The sequence below is a fragment of the Streptomyces sp. NPDC003077 genome, assembly GCF_040611095.1.
In the GTDB taxonomy this organism is placed as follows: Bacteria; Actinomycetota; Actinomycetes; order Streptomycetales; family Streptomycetaceae; genus Streptomyces.
In genome coordinates this window covers 55,389-73,258 of record NZ_JBEXNM010000005.1, presented here as the reverse complement: position 1 = coordinate 73,258, position 17,870 = coordinate 55,389, and the positions used below count along the sequence as shown (strand labels likewise).

The window sequence follows — 17,870 nt, the reverse complement described above, 5'->3', positions numbered from 1 at the left end:
CCTGTTCGGTGGCGCCGGTCGGGGACGCCCGGGTGGCCGTACCCGGGTGGCGCATCGGCGTACGCCCCGGCACGGCCCCGGGCCCGGGCGCGCGGCAAGATGGCGGACATGGAACTGACGAAGAAGTCCCACGCCTGCGTCCGGTTGGAGAAGGACGGGCGCACGCTCGTCATCGACCCGGGAGGGTTCAGCGAGGAGGACGCGGCCCTCGGCGCGGACGCCATCCTGATCACCCACGAACACGCGGACCACTTCGACGAGGGCCGGCTGCGGGCGGGCATGGAGCACAACCCGGCCGCCGAGATCTGGACGCTGGCCGCCGTCGCCGACCAGATCGCGGGCGCCTTCCCCGGCCGGGTGCACACCGTGGGCGAGGGCGACACCTTCACCGCCGCCGGATTCGAGGTGGAGGTGCACGGTCAGATGCACGCGGTCATCCACCCGGACATCCCGCGCATCACCAACGTCGGCTACCTCGTCGACGGCGCGGTCTTCCACCCCGGCGACGCGCTCACCGTCCCGGAGGGCCGTACGGTCGACACGCTGCTGCTTCCCGTGCACGCGCCGTGGAACAAGGTCTCCGAGGTCATCGACTACCTCCGGGAGGTCGGGCCGCGCCGGGCCGTCGACATCCACGACAGCCTCCTCCAGGACCACGCCCGACCGGTCTACGACCGGATGCTCGGCCAGCTCGGGCGCGCCGAACACGACCGCCTGGCGGCGGGGGAGCGGACCCGGGTGCGGTGAGGACTCCGCAGCTCGGCGGCCGTCACCGGTCGGCTGTCAGTGCCGGGCGGTAGGTTTACGGACATGCGCATCGCGACCTGGAACGTCAACTCGATCACCGCCCGCCTCCCCCGCCTGCTGGCCTGGCTGCAGAGCTCCGGTACGGACGTGCTCTGCATCCAGGAGACCAAGTGCACGGCCGAGCAGTTCCCCCACGAGGCGCTGCGCGAGCTGGGCTACGAGGCCGCGGTGAACGCCGACGGCCGGTGGAACGGCGTGGCGGTGATCTCCCGGGCCGGTCTGGAGGACGTGGTCCACGGCCTGCCGGACGGCCCGGACTTCGACGGCGCCCAGGAGCCCCGCGCCGTCTCCGCCACCTGCGGCCCGGTGCGGGTCTGGTCGGTGTACGTCCCCAACGGCCGCGAGGTGGACCACCCGCACTTCGCGTACAAGCTGCGCTGGTTCGAGGCGCTGCGGGCGGCGGTGGCCGGGGACGCGGGCGCGGGCCGCCCGTTCGCGGTCCTCGGGGACTACAACGTCGCCCCCACCGACGAGGACGTCTGGGACCCGTCCGTCTTCACCGGCTCCACGCACGTCACGCCCGCCGAGCGCGCCGCGCTCACCTCCCTGCGCGAGGTGGGCCTGACGGACGTGGTGCCCCGCCCCCTGAAGTACGACCGTCCGTACACCTACTGGGACTACCGCCAGCTCGCCTTCCCCAAGAACCGCGGCATGCGCATCGACCTCGTCTACGGCAACGCCCCCTTCGCCAAGGCGGTCTCCGACGCGTACGTCGACCGCGAGGAGCGCAAGGGCAAGGGAGCGTCGGATCACGCGCCGGTGGTGGTGGACCTGGACGTCTGACCCGCGCGGCCTTCCGCGCGCCCGCCCCGGCTCCGTCCCGCCCGGCGCGCGCCTGTGGCCACCGTCCGGGCACGGGTGGGACGCTACGCCCATGAACGTGCCCTTTCTGGACAAGTGGCGCCTGGACAAGTGGCGCAGGCGTGCGAGCCCCGACCGTGCGCCTGCCCTCGCCGTGGCGGCGCACACCGACCCCGCGGGCGTGACGGACCTGCTGTCCGAGTGCGAGCTGCTGCGCACCCAGGCCGCCGACGCGGGGGTCGAACTCGACGACTCCCCGAGGTCGTTGGAGGCGCTGGACCAGCTCCAGCCGGTCTGGCGGACCGACCCGGACGTGGTGGTGTGGCTCGGCACGGACGCCGGGCTCTACCTCGGCACGGTGCTGGTGCGGACGATCAGCGGCGCGGTCTGGCAGGTCTGGCCGGGCGGCCGGCCGGTGGTGCGGCTGGCCTCCGGCCGGGAGATCGACGTCGTGCGGGCCGGGCAGGAGTGGGCCGACGTGGGGGCGCCGGAGCTTTCTCAGGTGTATGCCGAGGTGTCGGAGGGCTGAGGCGCCGGGCCGGCGGGGGCCCGGGGCGTTCACCGGTGGCGCTCCCGGCAGCCGGTGGCGTGCGCCGGTGACGTGCGGGCGACCCGGCGCCCGGCGCGTTCCATGCCGTCGCGGGCCCGGCCCCAGCGCTTCTCGCGCCGGTCGGCCGGACCCGCGTCCGTGTCCGTGTCCGTGTCTTTGAGGACTACAGCCCCAGGTCCGGCCCGAACACCTCGTAGTGGATGTCCGCGGCGGCCACGCCGGCCTCCAGGAGCTCGGCGCGGACGGCCTTCATGAACGGCACCGGGCCGCACAGGTACGCGACGGTCCCGGCGGGGATCTCCACGGCCGACAGGTCCATGCGGCCCGCGCGGCCCGACGCCTCGGCGCCCGGCTCCTCGTACCAGATCTCGGCGGTGGCGTTCGGCAGCTTCTCGACGAGCCCCAGGAAGTCGCCGCGGAAGGCGTGGGTGAGCGGGGTGCGGTCGGCGTGCGCGGCGATGACGCGGCGGCCGGAACCGGTGGCGGCCAGGTGCGTGAGCATCCCGATCATCGGGGTGCAGCCGATGCCCGCGGAGGCGAGCAGCACCGGGCGGTCGCCCCCGTCCAGGACCACGTCGCCGAACGGCGCGCTGACGCGCAGCGTCTCGCCGCCGTGGAAGTGGTCGTGCAGGAAGTTGGAGACCTCGCCCGCCGGGGCGCCGGCGGCGTCCTCGTGGACCCGCTTGACGGAGAACTGGAGCCCCTCGTCCGGCTGCCCGCTCAGGCTGTACTGGCGGATCTGCCGGGCGCCGTCGGGCAGCTCGACCCGCACGGAGACGTACTGGCCCGGGCGGGACGCCGGCACCGCGCCGCCGTCGGCCGGCTGCACCACGAAGGTGGCCACGTCGTCGGTCTCCTCGGACCGGGCGACCACGCGGTACTCGCGCCAGACCTCGCCCTCGGCGACCCCGGCCCCGGCGTACAGGGCCTTCTCCTGGGCGATGAGCGCGTTGGCCATCAGCCAGTAGACCTCGTCCCAGGCCGCCGCGACCTCGGGGGTGACGGCCTCGCCCAGCACCTCGACGATGGCCGCGAACAGGTGCTCGTGGACGATCGGGTACTGGTCGGCGCGCACCCCGAGGGAGGCGTGTTTGTGGGCGATGCGGGCGAGCATCGTGTCGGGCCGCTCGTCCGGGTGCTCCACCAGGTACGTGGCGAAGGCGGCGATGGAGCCGGCCAGCGCCTGAGGCTGGGTGCCCTCGGCCTGGTTGCCGCGGTTGAAGAGGTCGCGCAGCAGCGCCGGGTGGGCCGTGAACAGCTTGTCGTAGAAGAGCTTGGTGATCTCTCCGATGGCCGCCCCGACGGCGGGGAGGGTGGCGCGTACGGTCTGGGCGGAGGTCGGTGACAGCAACGAGGGCTCCCTTTTTCTGGTATTCGATATTCGTATTTAGGGCAGCGCGGTGCCGCTGACCTGTGGCGTTGTGCCGGGTTCCGTTCCGGGTGAAGCGTCCGTCTTACTGGGGGCGCGTCAGCTCTCCGGGCGGGGGGTCAGGCTCAGCAGCAGCGGGCCGGTGGGCGTCTCCACCAGATCGCCGATGGACAGCGGGTCCAGCGCGGCGAAGAACGCCTCCTGGGCGACGCGCAGCGCCCCCCGCAGCCGGCACGCCGCGCGGAGTGGGCAGGGTGGATCGTCCTCGCAGCCGACCACGTCACCCACCCCCTCCAGCTGTCGCACCAGGTGACCGAGTGAGCCGGTGCGTCCGGCCGTGGTGAGGGACAGCCCGCCGCCCCGGCCGCGCCGCGCCTCCACGACCCCGAGGTGGCGCAGTCTGCTGACGACCTTCGCGGCGTGCGTGTACGGCACCTGGATGGCCTCGGCCACCTCGCGGGTGGTCGGCGCGTGGCGGGTGTCGTCCAGCACCGCCAGGCGCATGGCCATGCGCAGGGCGATGTCGGTGCTCTTGGTCAGTCGCACGGTTCCACCGTACCTAATTGGTTTTTTCGATTCGTATTTGGGGTGGGGTGGGCGGTCGCCTCACGAGTGGCGTCCCCTCATGGGCGGCGTCGCCTCCCGGATGTGGTCGCCGCCAACGTGTGATTGTCTCCCAGGTGGGGCCGCCGCCCGGCCGCGCCGCCCGGCCGCGCCGCACGGCCGACCGGCGGACGGACCGGGACCGATCGGTGGCCCCGCGTCCCACCGGAGCCGCCAGGACCGCTCCCGCTCCCCGCCCGCCCGGACTCCCCGGCCCGCCCGGCCCTCCTCGGTCCTCCCGTGCGTCCGGGCGCACCCGGATACGCCCCGGCGCGCTCTGTCGCACCCGGGATCCCGGAGGTAGGCTCCGGCCCCCTGCCGCCGGCTGCCGCGCGCCCGTGCGCGCCGCCGCGCGCCCCGCCGTTCGCCTGAAGGGACCGCCCATATGACGAAGGCCAGCCCGACACCCGGCCGCACGGTGACCGCCCGCCTGGGGAAAGCCCTCCCGGTGCCCGGCCGCACGCCGGCCACCCGACCGCACACCCGTCCCGACCGGGCCGCCCCGCGCGCCCGGCGCTGGTCCGTGCTCGGGGTGACCACCGCGCTGGCCGGTTCCCTGCTGGCGGTCCCGGCCGCCGCCCAGGCCGAGCCCGACACCTCGCCACCAGGCGCGCCACGGGCTGCCAAGGAAACGGGAAAATTTCACCGCATTGAGAAAAACGCCGCGGCGCCCCGCACCCCCGCCAAGACGCCGCTCGCCGTGGGGTACGGCGGCGCGGTGGCCAGCGTGGACGCGGACGCCTCGGCCGCCGGGATCGAGGTGCTGCGCAAGGGCGGCAACGCGGTGGACGCGGCGGTCGCCACCGCCGCCGCGCTCGGCGTCACCGAGCCGTACTCCTCGGGCGTCGGCGGCGGCGGGTACTTCGTCCACTACGACGCGAAGTCCCGCGCCGTCCGCACGCTCGACGGCCGGGAGACCGCCCCGCGCACCGCCGACGAGGGCCTCTTCCTGGAGAACGGCCGGCCGATCCCCTCCGCCGAGGCCATCACCAGCGGACTTTCCGTGGGCGCCCCCGGCACCCCCGCCACCTGGCAGACGGCGCTCGACAAGTGGGGCAGCCGCTCGCTCGGCGAGGTCCTGGCGCCCGCCGAGCGGCTGGCGCGGAAGGGCTTCACGGTCGACGCGACGTTCCGCAAGCAGACCGCCGACAACGAGGAGCGGTTCCGGGACTTCCCCGCCACCGCCCGCCTCTTCCTGCCCAAGGGCGCGCTGCCGGTGATCGGCAGCACCTTCAAGAACCCGGACCTGGCCCGTACGTACCGGGAACTGGCGCGCGAGGGCGTAGACGCCGTCTACGGGGGACGGCTGGGCCGGGACATCATCCGCACCGTCCAGGCACCCCCCGTGCGCCCCGGCGCGGAGCGCAAGGTCCGGCCGGGCGACCTGGACCTGCGCGACCTGCGGTCCTACCGGGTGCGCCCGCACGCCCCCACGAAGATCTCCTACCGGGGGCTGGACGTGTACGGCATGGGCCCGTCCGCGTCCGGCGGCACCACCGTCGGCCAGGCGCTGAACATGCTGGAGAAGGGCGACCTGGCCAAGCTCGACCGCAAGACGTTCCTGCACCGCTACATCGAGGCGAGCCGGATCGCCTTCGCGGACCGGGGGCGGTGGGTCGGCGACCCGGCGTTCTCCGCCGTTCCCACCAAGGGGCTGACCTCGCAGCGGTTCGCGGACGCGCGGGCCTGCCTGATCCGTGACGACGCGGTGCTGACCAGCCCGGTCCCGCCCGGCGACCCCCGCCACCCCGAACGGTGCGCCACCGGCGGGCAGCCCGCCCCCACCACGTACGAGGGCGAGAACACCACCCACCTGACCGTCGCCGACAAGTGGGGCAACATCGTCGCCTACACGCTCACCATCGAGCAGACCGGCGGCAGCGGCATCGTCGTCCCCGGCCGCGGCTTCCTGCTCAACAACGAGCTGACGGACTTCTCCTTCGCCCCCGCCGACCCGGCCGTACCGGACCCGAACCTGCCCGGCCCCGGCAAGCGCCCGCGTTCCTCGATCTCCCCGACGATCGTGCTCCGGCACGGCGCCCCGGTCCTGGCGGTGGGGTCGCCGGGCGGCGCCACCATCATCACCACCGTCCTGCAGACCCTCCTCAACCACCTCGACCGCGGCATGCCGCTGGTCGACGCCGTCGCCGCGCCGCGCGCCAGCCAGCGCAACGCGGCGGCCACCGAGCTCGAACCGGGCCTGTGGGACGACCCGGTGCGCGCCCGCCTGGAGGCCCTCGGCCACGTCTTCAAGCTCGTCCCGGAGATCGGCGCGGCGACCGGCGTGCAGCGCCTCCCGGACGGCCGCTGGCTCGCCGCGGCGGAGAAGGTCCGCCGGGGCGGCGGCTCGGCGATGGTGGTCCGGCCGGCGGGCTCCGCGAGGTGAGGACGCCGGACCGGGCGGGCCCTGCCGTGAAGTGAGGCTCCCCGGCTCGGGGCACCCCACCGGGGCCCGTCCGTCCGGCCCGTCCTGACGCCCTCGCGTCCCCTCGTTCTCCCGCCTTCTCGTCTTCTCGTCTTCTCGCCTTCTCGTCCTCTGGCCCTTGGGAACGTCTTCCCGCGCGTGCTCTGGAACCGCCTCCGAGGAGTTGCCCGGAGACGCCCTCCGGGTGTCCGCGTCCCTGACGCCCCGGGTGGCGTTCTTAGGGGTCCGCAACACTCGTACGTACGAGCCTATTTCGCACGTATGGACGGGTGCGGGCATGGGGACAGGTCTCTTCGTACGGACGGGCGCGCGGCTGCGGGCCATGCGCCGGCCGGCGGGCCCGTCCGCGAGGGCAGGCACGCGGAGGGGCGCGGCGCGTATGGGGAGCCCCGTACGGGCGGGCCCGGCGTACGGACGAAGGGGCGGGCGTTGAGAGCGACGGAAACGGCCACGGAAGTGGCGGGCCGGGCCGGTGAGGGACTGGCCGAGCAGGTGAAGGAACTGGCCGAGGGGCGGGTGACCTCCGTCGAACTGGTCCGGCGGTCGCTGGCGCGGATCGAGGCCACCGCGGACACCGTCAACGCCTTCCGGCGGGTACGGGCCGAGGCGGCGCTCGAAGAGGCCGCGGCGGCGGACCGGCGGCTGGCGGCGGGGGAGCGGCTGCCGCTGCTCGGCGTGCCGCTGGCGGTCAAGGACGACACGGACATCGCGGGCGAGCCGACCGCGTTCGGCTGCGCCGGGGAGTTCCCGCCCAAGACCGAGGACTCCGAGGTGGTCCGGCGGCTGCGCGCGGCCGGCGCCGTCATCGTCGGCAAGACCAACACCTGCGAGCTGGGGCAGTGGCCCTTCACCGAGGGCCCGGCGTTCGGCGACACCCGCAACCCCTGGAACCCGGGGCACACCCCCGGCGGCTCCTCGGGCGGCTCGGCCGCGGCGGTGGCGGCCGGGCTGGTGCCCGCGGCGCTCGGCACCGACGGCGCGGGCTCGGTCCGCATCCCCGCCGCCTGGACCCACCTGGTCGGCATCAAACCGCAGCGCGGCCGGATCTCCACCTGGCCCGACGCCGAGTCGTTCGAGGGCATCACCTGCGTCGGCCCGCTCGCCCGCACGGTCGGCGACGCCGCGCTCCTGCTGGACGCCGCCAGCGGCAACCACCCGGACGACCTGCACCGTCCGGGCCGGGTGTCCGCGTACGCCGCGGCGGGCCGCGACCCGGGGCGGCTGCGCATCGCCCTGTCCTGGAAACCCCCGTTCACAGGCACCCCCAAGCCGCTGCACCCGCAGGTGCGCGCCGCCGTCACCGCGCTGGCCCGCACGCTCGCGCGCCTCGGCCACTTCGTGGAGGAGGCCGAACCGGACTACGGGCTGATCGGCCTGGCCTTCGTGCCGCGCGCCACGGCGGGCCTGCGGCAGTGGGCGGACCGGGTGCCCGACCGCGCGCTGCTGGACCGCCGCACGCGCTCGGCGGCCGGCATGGGGCGGCTGCTCGGCGGGCGCGTGCTGCGCCTGGCCCGGGCGGCGGAGGCGCGCCAGCGCCACCGGGTGGGCGCGCTGTTCGGCCGCTACGACGTCCTGCTGACGCCGACCACGGCGGCGCCGCCGCCCCGCATCGGCACGCTGGCCCGCATGAACGGCTGGCAGACGGACCAGGCCATGATCGCGGCCTGCCCGTACGCGTGGCCCTGGAACGTCCTCGGCTGGCCGGGCGTCAACGTCCCGGCCGGCTTCGCGGACGGCCTGCCGGTGGGGGCCCAGCTCCTCGGTCCGGCGAGCAGCGAGCCGTTGCTGATCTCGCTGGCCGCGCAGCTGGAGGATGATCAACGGTGGTATGAGCGGTGGCCGGTGGCGTGACGGGTGTCTGGTGACGGGGCTGGGGGCGCCCCGGACCCTTCGCCTCGTCCGGTTCAGGGACCGCCCGTTCCTTGCCGGGTGGGCTCGTCCCCTTTCGGCCCGCCCCTTTCAGCCTGTCCGGCGTTTGAGGACGTTCCCGGGGCCGCGTGTTCGGGCTCGCCGAATCCAGCCTGTCCGGCGTTTGAGGACGCTCCAGGGCCGCGTGTTCGGGCTCGCCGAATCCAGCCCGTCCGGCGTTTGAGGACACAGTGACGGGAGCGACGACGTGTCGCACTTGTCCGACGGCGTCAAGGGGCAGGGCCTGCGATGGCCGGTGCGGGTTCGCCCATTCCAGCCCGTCCGGCGTTTGAGGACACCCCGGCGAGCGCGCGTGCGGGCTCGTGGGCGGGCGGTGGGTGATCTTCGGTACCGGTGAACGCCGGGGGCGTTGTCCTCAATCGCCGGACGGGCTTGATTTGCCGGGCCGTCGTCCACTCGTGCGGGCGGAGGGGCTTGATTTGGCGGGCTGTCGTCCACTCGTGCGGGCCGGAGGGGCTGGAAGGTGTCGGCCCGCCGATCATCAGCAGAACTACCCATCGGCTGAGCCGGACGGGTTTGAGATGGCAGGCCGCCGACCACCGGCAAAGCCGCCACCGGCCGGGCCGGGCGGACCTGAAGTGGGCACCCCCCGGCGGAGCCACCCGGTCTTGTCACCCCGCCCCCCGCGGCCTACCGTCGCCCCACACGCGGAGATCCACGGGACCGCGTGGCCCTGACAGCTGACACCCGGCAACCCACCCGGCAAAGGAGCAGCTCATGGCCGACGACGTGGTGCGTGCCGCACTGGTCCAGGCGACCTGGACGGGCGACACCGAATCGATGATCGCGAAGCACGAGGAGCACGCCCGGGCCGCCGCCGCGCAGGGCGCGCGGGTGATCGGCTTCCAGGAGGTCTTCAACGCCCCGTACTTCCCCCAGGTCCAGGAACCGGAGCACTACCGCTGGGCCGAGCCGGTGCCGGACGGGCCGACCGTCCAGCGGATGCGCGCGCTGGCCCGGGAGACCGGCATGGTGGTGGTCGTCCCGGTCTTCGAGGTCGAGCAGTCGGGCTTCTACTACAACACCGCCGCCGTCATCGACGCCGACGGCACCGTGCTCGGCAGCTACCGCAAGCACCACATCCCGCAGGTCAAGGGCTTCTGGGAGAAGTACTACTTCCGGCCGGGGAACGCCGGCTGGCCGGTCTTCGACACCGCCGTGGGCAAGGTCGGCGTCTACATCTGCTACGACCGGCACTTCCCCGAGGGCTGGCGGCAACTGGGCCTCAACGGCGCGCAGCTCGTCTACAACCCGTCCGCCACCTCCCGCGGCCTGTCCGCCTACCTGTGGCAGCTGGAGCAGCCCGCCGCCGCGGTGGCCAACGAGTACTTCGTCGCCGCGATCAACCGGGTCGGCACGGAGGAGTACGGCGACAACGACTTCTACGGCACCAGCTACTTCGTCGATCCGCGCGGGCAATTCGTGGGCGACGTGGGCAGCGACACCAAGGAGGAACTCCTCGTGCGCGACCTGGACTTCGGCCTCATCGACGAGGTGCGGCAGCAGTGGGCCTTCTACCGGGACCGGCGCCCGGACGCGTACGAGGGGCTGGTCCGGCCGTGACCGGCGGCACGCGAGCCACCGGGGGCGCGGGAGCCACCGGCGGAACAGCAGGAGCCACCGGCGACCTGCGCACCCGGCACGCCCGCGTCCTGCCCGACTGGCTCGCCCTCTACTACGAGCGGCCCATCGAGCTCACCCACGGCGAGGGCCGCTACGTCTGGGACGCCGACGGCAACCGCTACCTCGACTTCTTCGGCGGCATCCTCACCACCATGACGGCGCACGCGCTGCCCGAGGTCACCAAGGCGGTCGCCGAACAGGCGGGCCGCATCCTGCACACCTCCACCCTGTACCTCTCGCGTCCCATGGTGGAGCTGGCCGAGCGGATCGCCGCCCTGTCCGGCATCCCCGACGCGCGGGTCTTCTTCACCACCTCCGGGACGGAGGCCACCGACACCGCGCTCCTCCTGGCCACCGCCCACCGCCGCTCCAACCAGGTCCTGGCGATGCGGAACAGCTACCACGGCCGCTCCTTCTCGGCCGTCGGCGTGACGGGCAACGCGGCCTGGTCCCCGACGACCCTCTCGCCGTTCCAGACGCTGTACGTGCACGGCGGCGTGCGCACCCGAGGCCCGTACGCGCACCTGGACGACGCCGGGTACATCGCCGCCTGCGTCGCCGACCTGGAGGACCTGCTGCGGCAGACCGGGCCGGTGGCCGCGCTGATCGCCGAGCCGGTGCAGGGCGTCGGCGGGTTCACGATGCCGCCCGACGGCCTGTACGCGGCCTTCCGCGAGGTGCTGGACCGGCACGGCATCCTGTGGATCTCCGACGAGGTGCAGACCGGCTGGGGCCGCACCGGCGAGCACTTCTGGGGCTGGCAGGCACACGCCGCGAGCGGCCCGCCCGACCTGCTGACCTTCGCCAAGGGCATCGGCAACGGCATGTCCGTGGGCGGCGTGGTGGCCCGCGCCGAGGTGATGAACGCCCTCCCCGCCAACTCCGTCTCCACCTTCGGCGGCAGCCCCGTCACCATGGCCGCAGGCCTGGCCAACCTCACCTACCTGCTCGAACACGACCTCCAGGGCAACGCCCGCCGGGTCGGCGGGGTGCTCCTGGAGCGGCTGCGCGCGGTCACCGCCGGGCTGGACCTCGTCCGCGAGGTACGCGGCCGGGGCCTGATGCTCGGCGTGGAACTCGTCCGCCCCGGCACGGACGACCCGTCCCCCGAGGCCGCCAACCTGCTCCTGGAGGCGGCCCGGCAACGCGGTCTGCTGATCGGCAAGGGCGGGCAGTCGGGCGCCGCCCTGCGCATCGCGCCCCCGATGACGCTGACGATCGCCGAGGCGGAGGAAGGCGCGCGCCTGCTGGGCGACGCGCTGCGCGCCGTGCGGGAGCGGATGACGAAGGGCGGGTGACCGGGTGGTGTCCCCGGCCGCCGGGGACACCACGAGGGAAGCCCGACCGCCAAGGCCGGGGACTGTATGACCCCAGGCCCGTTCCGCCGTGCGCGCCCCCGTCCGGCCGCCCCGCCCGGCCCGCGTCACCGCGGCAACCCGGCCCGCCCCCGCCCCGTACGGAACGACGTGCGGGAATGGCGATCCACCGCCTTGCGGGGGCCGGAACCGGGCCGCTACACCCATTGCGGCCTTGATGGTCCCGGGATACAACTACCTTTCAGGGTTCGGCGCGACACGCCGGTTCCAGCCCCTCATCGACGCACCGCCAGGGGCCGCCCTGAGGCCGGACGGTATACGGACCGCGACGATCGGGGGACCGGTGTCCGAGGACATTGCTGACGGTTTAACGGTTTCCGGCACGGACCTCCGCGGGCAGATCGAGCGGCTGCGGTCGCGCTACCCGGACATCCACCGGCGCATCGATGTGCACCGCACGGAATGCTGGATCGCCGACCACCCGGAAACGGGCACCGCCCGCGACGACTTCGGCGCCGAGACCGACGGCGGCCGGGGACCGGCCTACATCCGGGCCCAGCGGCTCAACGCCGAGGCCCGGGCCCAAGGCATCGCGCGGCTGCTGGAGTTCGTGCGGCAGCCCGGCGGACCGGACCGCCGCGCCGTCTTGGACCTGCTGGGCGGCGACGGCCTCCTGTGGCGGGTGGCCGCGCTGCTGGACATCAGGGACCTGGACATCATCACCTGCGACGCCTCCCCGCACATGATCGAAGCGGCGTGGGCGAGCGGCGTCCCGGCCCTGCTCCAGCGCGCCGAACGGCTGCTGTTCCGCCCCGAGTCGGTGGACGCGGTGCTGCTCGCCTACGGCGCCCACCACATCGCCCCGGGCGACCGGCTCGGCGTCTCCATGGAGGCCCACCGGGTGCTGCGCCCGCGCGGCACGTTCGTGCTGCACGACTTCCAGGTCGGTTCCCCGGTGGACCGCTGGTTCGCCCAGGTCGTGGACCGCCATTCGCTCACGGGCCACCAGTACGCGCACTACACCCCGGAGGAGATCCGTGGCCACCTGGCCAAGGCCGGGTACGCCACGTACGAGGTCCTGGAGATCGACGATCCGTACACCTCCACCGGGGAAACGGCCGAAGAGGCGGAGCTCCGCCTCGGCGAGTACCTGGTCAACATGTACGGCCTGCGCAAGGCCCAGGACGCGCTCGGCGACCAGGCCGCGTTCCTGTGGGCGGTGGAACAGGCCCGCGCGATCTTCCGCTACCCGAACGACGACGGCACGGTGCTGGAGAGCACCACCGCCTACGACCAGGACGCGGCGGTGTGGCGGTTCATGATCCCGCGCCGGGCGCTGGTCGGCGTGGGCAGGAAAGGCGACCGGTGACGGAACCGCCGGTGGGGCGGGGGCCATCCGGTCGCCTTCCGGCGCTGTAGGGGCTGTACTCGGCCGTGCTCGTATCGGGCGGGCCGCCGGTCAGTTCGGTTGTGCCTTAGCCGTCCGGCCGCCCTGGGCCGGGGGAGCGGTGAGCCCGCCCTCCGGCTGGTGCACGTGCCGCTCGGCCGCGTCCATCGCGTCCCCGACACTGCGCTCGCCCATGATCACGCACAGGGTGTAGGACGAATCCTCCAGCCGGCGCCGTCGATCGGTGTCGCCGGGATGGGAACGGACGTGTTCCCGCAGCTCGCGGTGGGTCGATATGAGGTCGCGTACCACGTTCTTGTCAGGGCTCAGCATCGTCGTCACTCTCCTCCAACCAAGGGTTTCCACAAGGGGCCGGTGGCCACGGGGCCGACGGGCACACCGGCCCGCTCACACCGCCGCCGGACGCCGGGAGTCGTCCGTTTCCGTCTCGGCCGGCGCTTCGACCTGTTCGCGGATCTGGTCGCAGGTCCGCCGGATGATGCGGCACACGTGCATCTGCGAAAGGCCGAGTTCTTCGCCGATGCTGCTCTGCGTCATGTCGCAGAAGAACCGGAGATAGAGAATGCGCCGTTCACGCTCCGGAAGCCGGCGCATGTACGTCTTGACCGCTTCCCGCTCGGTGACCGTCTCGTAAGCGGGTTCCGGCTCGCCGAGACTCCCGTACAGGCTGAATCCGTCGTCGCTCCCCGGGCGCTCCGCCTCCAGGGAAAGGGACCGGTAGCTTTCCAGGGCCTCCAGCCCCAACAGGACGTCTTCCTCGGACAGTCCGGAATGCGCCGCGATGGCGCCGACGGACGGCGCGCGGTCGTCGGCGGTGGTGGCCAGTTCCTTGACGGAAAGGCGCACCTTGGCCCGCAATTCCTGTACGCGGCGGGGAACGTGGACGCCCCAGGTGTGGTCGCGGAAATGCCGCTTGATCTCCCCGACGACCGTCGGTACGGCATAACTGGCGAACGCGTCACCGCGCTCGGGGTCGTAATGGTCCACGGCCTTCACCAGGCCCAGCGCCGCCACCTGCTTGAGATCGTCCAGGCTTTCCCCGCGGTCGCGGAAACGCAGCGCCAGCCGTTGCGCGAGCGGCAACCAGGCGCAGGTCAGCTCCTCGCGCAGACGGCGCCGCTCCGGCCCGTCGGGCAGGCCCGCCAACCGCTGGAAAGCCGCCTCGGTCTCCGGAATCTCGTCGGAACCGCGCCAGCGGTTGACGGCCGGAGCAATGGTGGTGGTCATAGGTGGTTCGCTTTCCCGACTGGGGTGTGAAGCCAGAATTCGTGTGGAGGAAGTCCGGGGTTTCCGGGTCGCACGACCGGTTACCCGTTCCCCGGGCCCGGTCCGTGCGGGCCATCCGGGGCGAGGGACGTCCGCGCGGGCGATGGCGCGCTGCCCGCTGTCCCGGCGAAATAACGGGAGGAAACGCGGGTTCCAACGCCTCCTGCCTTCGATGTTAGCCACGTCACGTACGTCGGGCATCCGGAGGATGACCCGCATTTGCCTGTCCGCGCCGATTACGGCCGTCGGTCACGCGGATTCCAGGACTTTGGGCCCGACGCGGCCAATTGACTGACTTCGCAGCGTCACCGAATGACGGGGAAGCGTGTGCCCGCACGCCTGCCCGCACGCCGAAAAGGGCGAAGGAAGGCCGCCGTCGAATGAGCGGAAGCGCGGCGCCGGCGCCGGACGAGCGGAGGCGGTGAGAAAGCAGGTGACGAGCCGGGGACGCGAGGGCGGAAAGGAGCTGTGCGGAGCGAAAAGGAGCGCTGACGGACGACGTGGGGGAGGGGTCAGACGGCGGGCCTGCGGTGACGGCCCGGGCCCGGGCCGTCGTCCAGCCGCGTCTCCGAATCGGACGGCCGCGGGACCGGACGCCGCGGCGCGTCGAGCACTTCGCGCGCCGCCGCGAGGTCGGCGACGACCTGGACCGGCGTCCACTGCTCGCCCGTCCACTCCACGATCATGCGCGGAGCCTGGGGGTGCACGTGCGCTCCGCGCGCCCCGGGGGCGAGGGGGATCGCGCGCAGCCGTCCGATGTGCCGTTCACGCCGCTCCTGGCGCCGCCGCGCCCAGTCGGCCAGAGGCTCGTCCATGGGGGTCAGCGTGCCACGGACCGGCACGGGCACGACGGGGGTTCCGGCCTGTTCGCTCTACGGGGTGACACGGCGGCGGCCGTGCCGGGGGCCGCCCGGCGGCGGGGTGTGGACCACGTGGCCGACGTCATGATCCGGGTGTGATCCGGGCGGATATGGCGGGGGCCAGGCAGGGTACCCGTGAGGTCCGCCGCCCCTTCCGACGGCCTTCCGCGAGCGGTTCCCCGCCCCGCGCGCACCCCGATCCGCGTACCCGGCCCTCCCACCGAGAACCCGACCACCTCACCAGCCGAACCCGAACCCGAACCCGAACCCGAACCCGAACGACGAAGGAGAAGGCTCATGGCCCCCAGCCCGCAGCAGTCCGCCGCCGCCCGCGTCATGGTGCAGCTCAGCGAAGGCACGGCGGCGGACGCCGATGCCGTCTTCCACGCGCTGGGCGACGTCTACCCCTGCGACCGCGACCCGTCCGACCGCCCCAAGGACGTGCCCGGCGGCCACCCCACCATCTGGAGCACCGAGTTCGACGTGTCACAGGAGCGGGGGAGCGCGGCACCCGCTTCCCTGGACGGCTCCGTCCGCGCCCAGCTCCAGGGCGGCGACCAGGCCGTGGACTGCGTGACGCGCAAGCTGGGCGAGATGTTCCGCGTGGAGGACCGGGGAGCCACGGCGGGGGACCAGGAGAAGGAAGTGGACCTGATGCTGCGGTCCCGCTAGAGCCGGTACGCCGGAGCGTCCGGCGGCGGGAGCGGACCCCCGCCGCCGGACGGCTCCGTTCGGACGCGGCGGGATCCGCTCCCCGCCTCACCCCGCACCCGTCCGGCGCCCCTTGCCCGGCGTCGCGGGTGGCCCGGCAGGCGGGCTCCTCGGAGGGCGGCGGACAATGGAAGCGTGAAGGAGAGACACGGTCCGCCCGCCGGGGTGCCCGATCCGCCGAGCGGAACCGGGGGCGCCACCGGTGAGGGAGCGGACCAGACGGACGACGCCTGGGCGCGGGACGAACGGCAGCGCGCCCGGCTGGCGGTGGCCCAGCACGCGCAGGACGCCGAGGACCTCGCGCTGCTGATCGAGATGCTGGACCTCCGTCCGGAGCGCGACGCGGAGGTCCGCAGGGGCTCCGGGCGGACGCCGGGCAGGGACGGCGGTCCGGAGGAGGGCTGAGCCCTTCAGCGATCCGCAGTGAGCGGCAGGAAGTGATCGGCAGGAGGGCCGAGCCCTCCTGCCGCCTTGAAGCCTTCCCTTGAAACGCCTACCGCCGCATCTGCCGGGAGCCCCTACGCGTTCCCCGACGCGCTCCCCGGCGACCGCCGCTCTGGCGACCGCCGCTCCAAAGGACGGTTCGCGGGCCCCTGAAGGACCCGGCCGTCGGTGTCGAAGCGGGAGCCGTGGCAGGGGCATTCCCACGTCTTCTCGCCCGGGTTGAACGCGATCAGGCACCCCAGGTGGGTGCAGCGCGCCGACACCTCGTGCGCCGTGCCGTCCTCGTCCCGGTAGACGGCCCAGTGGCGGGCGCCCTCCCGGACGACCGCGCCCGTGCCCGGGGCGACGCGCGCGGCGGAGCCGGCGGGGCCCAGCCGGTCGCCGACGAAGTGCCGCGCCACCTGGGCCTGGTGCTTCAGGAAGGCCGGTGCCTCACGCAGCGTGCTGCGCAGCCGGCGCGGGTCGTACAGCCCGGCCCACGGCGGCTGCTTGCCCCGGATGAGATCGGTCAGCAGGCGTCCCGCCATGGCGCCGCCGCTGAGGCCCCAGCCGCCGAAGCCGGTCGCGACGTAGGTGTGCCGGGCGGCGGCGTGGAACGGGCCGACGAGGGGGACGGTGTCGGTGGAGTCGTTGTCCTGCGCGGACCAGCGGTAGGCGAGCCGGGCGTCGGGGAAGTGGCGACGGGTCCAGGCGGTCAGCCGCTCGTACAGATCGTCGCTGTCCTCGGTGCCGGGTTTGTAGCTCTCACCGGTGACGATCAGAAGCCGCTCTCCGTCTCCGGGGCCGTACGGGGCGGTGCGCACCGAGCGCTTGGCGCCCTCCTCGGTGATGTACATGCCGCCGGGGTCGCGGTCGGCCGGGACCGGACCGGCGACGACGAGTTCCCGGCGCGGCGACAGCCGGGCGAACAGCAACGCGCGGTCGAAGACCGGGTAGTGCGTGGCGATGACGACGTCCCGGGCGGTGACGGTGTACCCGGAGGCGGTGGTGAGGCGGCAGGGGGAGCCTTCGGTGAGGCCGGTGACGCGGGTGCGTTCGTGGATCGCGGCGCCGCGCGCCAGCAGCCCCTCGGCGAGCCCCAGGAGGTAGGCGCGGGGGTGGAACTGCGCCTGGTTCTCGACCCGGACGGCGCCCGCCACCGGGAAGGGCAGCCCGGTCTCCTGGACGTAGGAGGCCGGCAGCCCCGCCTCCCGCGCCGCGTGCGCCTCGGCCCGCAGGGAGGCCGCGCGCCCGGGGTCCGTCGCGTACGTGAAGGCGGGCAGGCGCTCCAGGTCGCAGGCGATGTCCAGTTCGGCGGCGATCTCGGCGATCCGCTCCACGGCCTCCTGCTGCGAGCGCGCGTAGTGGCACGCCCCGTCCGGCCCCCGGGTGCGCCGCAGCCGGTCGTAGACGGCGGTGTGCAGCGCGGAGACCTTGGCGGTGGTGTGGCCGGTGACCGCGGCGGCGATGCGGTCCGCCTCCAGCACCGCCACCGAACGGCCGGTCCGCGTCAGCTCCCACGCCGTGCTCAGGCCCGCCATCCCGCCGCCGATCACCGCCACGTCGATGTCCAGCGGGCCGCCCAGCGGCGGGTAGGACGTGCGGTCCGAGGTGGCCATCCAGTACGACTGGGCGTTCTCGGGCAGGTCTGCGCTGTGGGCCATGGGTCGTCCCCTGCTCTCTCGGGTTACGGGCCGGGGCCCCTCGCCGGGCGCCTTCCGGCGTGCGCGCGACGCGGGGTCCTCCGGAGCCTCCGGGGCACCTCTGGGTGCCGCCCTG

The 17,870-nt window shown here is 73.8% G+C and carries 16 protein-coding genes; 10 read left to right on the top strand and 6 right to left on the bottom strand.

Translation table 11 applies throughout. The features are described from left to right. The first annotated feature begins 108 nt into the window (after positions 1 to 108). From ABZX96_RS05485 to ABZX96_RS05475, 3 genes are all read left to right on the top strand, one after another. On the top strand, positions 109 to 747 hold the full coding sequence (locus ABZX96_RS05485; protein WP_355538253.1) for an MBL fold metallo-hydrolase: 639 nt from the start codon (positions 109 to 111) through the stop codon (positions 745 to 747). Positions 748 to 810: 63 nt separating this feature from the next. Continuing rightward, positions 811 to 1,590, top strand: a complete 780-nt coding sequence (locus ABZX96_RS05480) for an exodeoxyribonuclease III (protein WP_355538251.1) — start codon at positions 811 to 813, stop codon at positions 1,588 to 1,590. A gap of 91 nt (positions 1,591 to 1,681) precedes the next feature. Next, the gene (locus ABZX96_RS05475; RefSeq protein ID WP_355538249.1) at positions 1,682 to 2,137 is read left to right on the top strand and encodes a DUF6278 family protein; all 456 of its coding nucleotides are present in this window, start codon (positions 1,682 to 1,684) and stop codon (positions 2,135 to 2,137) included. Between the two features lie 184 nt (positions 2,138 to 2,321). On the opposite strand, the gene ABZX96_RS05470 is transcribed toward ABZX96_RS05475, so the two are convergent. After that, positions 2,322 to 3,509: a globin domain-containing protein gene (locus ABZX96_RS05470; RefSeq protein ID WP_355538247.1), complete on the bottom strand. Its 1,188-nt coding sequence runs from the start codon at positions 3,507 to 3,509 to the stop codon at positions 2,322 to 2,324. A gap of 117 nt (positions 3,510 to 3,626) precedes the next feature. After that, positions 3,627 to 4,073, bottom strand: a complete 447-nt coding sequence (locus tag ABZX96_RS05465) for an Rrf2 family transcriptional regulator (RefSeq protein WP_355538245.1) — start codon at positions 4,071 to 4,073, stop codon at positions 3,627 to 3,629. 442 nt (positions 4,074 to 4,515) lie between these two features. Here ABZX96_RS05465 and ggt point away from each other — a divergent pair, with 442 nt between their 5' ends. The 5 genes from ggt (at position 4,516) to ABZX96_RS05440 (ending at position 12,792) form a co-directional block, all read left to right on the top strand. Beyond that, a complete protein-coding gene (ggt, locus tag ABZX96_RS05460; protein ID WP_355538242.1) occupies positions 4,516 to 6,516 on the top strand; it encodes a gamma-glutamyltransferase in 2,001 nt (666 codons plus the stop codon). A gap of 468 nt (positions 6,517 to 6,984) precedes the next feature. Continuing rightward, the gene (locus ABZX96_RS05455) at positions 6,985 to 8,406 is read left to right on the top strand and encodes an amidase (RefSeq protein ID WP_355538239.1); all 1,422 of its coding nucleotides are present in this window, start codon (positions 6,985 to 6,987) and stop codon (positions 8,404 to 8,406) included. A 795-nt stretch (positions 8,407 to 9,201) separates the two neighbouring features. After that, positions 9,202 to 10,047 carry a nitrilase-related carbon-nitrogen hydrolase gene (locus tag ABZX96_RS05450; RefSeq protein ID WP_355538236.1) on the top strand — a complete coding sequence of 282 codons (846 nt, stop codon included), beginning with the start codon at positions 9,202 to 9,204 and terminating at the stop codon, positions 10,045 to 10,047. Positions 10,048 to 10,112: 65 nt separating this feature from the next. Beyond that, positions 10,113 to 11,405: an aspartate aminotransferase family protein gene (locus ABZX96_RS05445; RefSeq protein ID WP_355538619.1), complete on the top strand. Its 1,293-nt coding sequence runs from the start codon at positions 10,113 to 10,115 to the stop codon at positions 11,403 to 11,405. Between the two features lie 361 nt (positions 11,406 to 11,766). Beyond that, positions 11,767 to 12,792, top strand: coding sequence for a methyltransferase domain-containing protein (locus ABZX96_RS05440; RefSeq protein ID WP_355538233.1), 1,026 nt, complete (start codon positions 11,767 to 11,769; stop codon positions 12,790 to 12,792). A gap of 90 nt (positions 12,793 to 12,882) precedes the next feature. Here the strand turns inward: ABZX96_RS05440 and ABZX96_RS05435 are convergent, their stop codons facing one another. The 3 genes from ABZX96_RS05435 to ABZX96_RS05425 all read right to left on the bottom strand — a co-directional run bounded on the left by ABZX96_RS05435 (position 12,883) and on the right by ABZX96_RS05425 (position 14,912). Then, positions 12,883 to 13,143 carry a DUF5133 domain-containing protein gene (locus ABZX96_RS05435; protein ID WP_355538230.1) on the bottom strand — a complete coding sequence of 87 codons (261 nt, stop codon included), beginning with the start codon at positions 13,141 to 13,143 and terminating at the stop codon, positions 12,883 to 12,885. Positions 13,144 to 13,218: 75 nt separating this feature from the next. Continuing rightward, the gene (locus tag ABZX96_RS05430; protein WP_355538227.1) at positions 13,219 to 14,058 is read right to left on the bottom strand and encodes a SigB/SigF/SigG family RNA polymerase sigma factor; all 840 of its coding nucleotides are present in this window, start codon (positions 14,056 to 14,058) and stop codon (positions 13,219 to 13,221) included. 551 nt (positions 14,059 to 14,609) lie between these two features. After that, positions 14,610 to 14,912 (bottom strand): DUF6087 family protein, encoded by a 303-nt coding sequence (locus ABZX96_RS05425; protein ID WP_355538224.1) that lies wholly within the window; start codon positions 14,910 to 14,912, stop codon positions 14,610 to 14,612. Positions 14,913 to 15,254: 342 nt separating this feature from the next. Here ABZX96_RS05425 and ABZX96_RS05420 point away from each other — a divergent pair, with 342 nt between their 5' ends. Both ABZX96_RS05420 and ABZX96_RS05415 read left to right on the top strand, forming a co-directional pair. Then, the gene (locus tag ABZX96_RS05420) at positions 15,255 to 15,629 is read left to right on the top strand and encodes a hypothetical protein (RefSeq protein WP_355538221.1); all 375 of its coding nucleotides are present in this window, start codon (positions 15,255 to 15,257) and stop codon (positions 15,627 to 15,629) included. A gap of 174 nt (positions 15,630 to 15,803) precedes the next feature. Beyond that, positions 15,804 to 16,073, top strand: a complete 270-nt coding sequence (locus tag ABZX96_RS05415; protein WP_355538218.1) for a hypothetical protein — start codon at positions 15,804 to 15,806, stop codon at positions 16,071 to 16,073. A gap of 113 nt (positions 16,074 to 16,186) precedes the next feature. Here the strand turns inward: ABZX96_RS05415 and ABZX96_RS05410 are convergent, their stop codons facing one another. Further along, a complete protein-coding gene (locus ABZX96_RS05410; protein WP_355538215.1) occupies positions 16,187 to 17,755 on the bottom strand; it encodes an FAD-dependent oxidoreductase in 1,569 nt (522 codons plus the stop codon). Positions 17,756 to 17,870 lie beyond the last annotated feature (115 nt).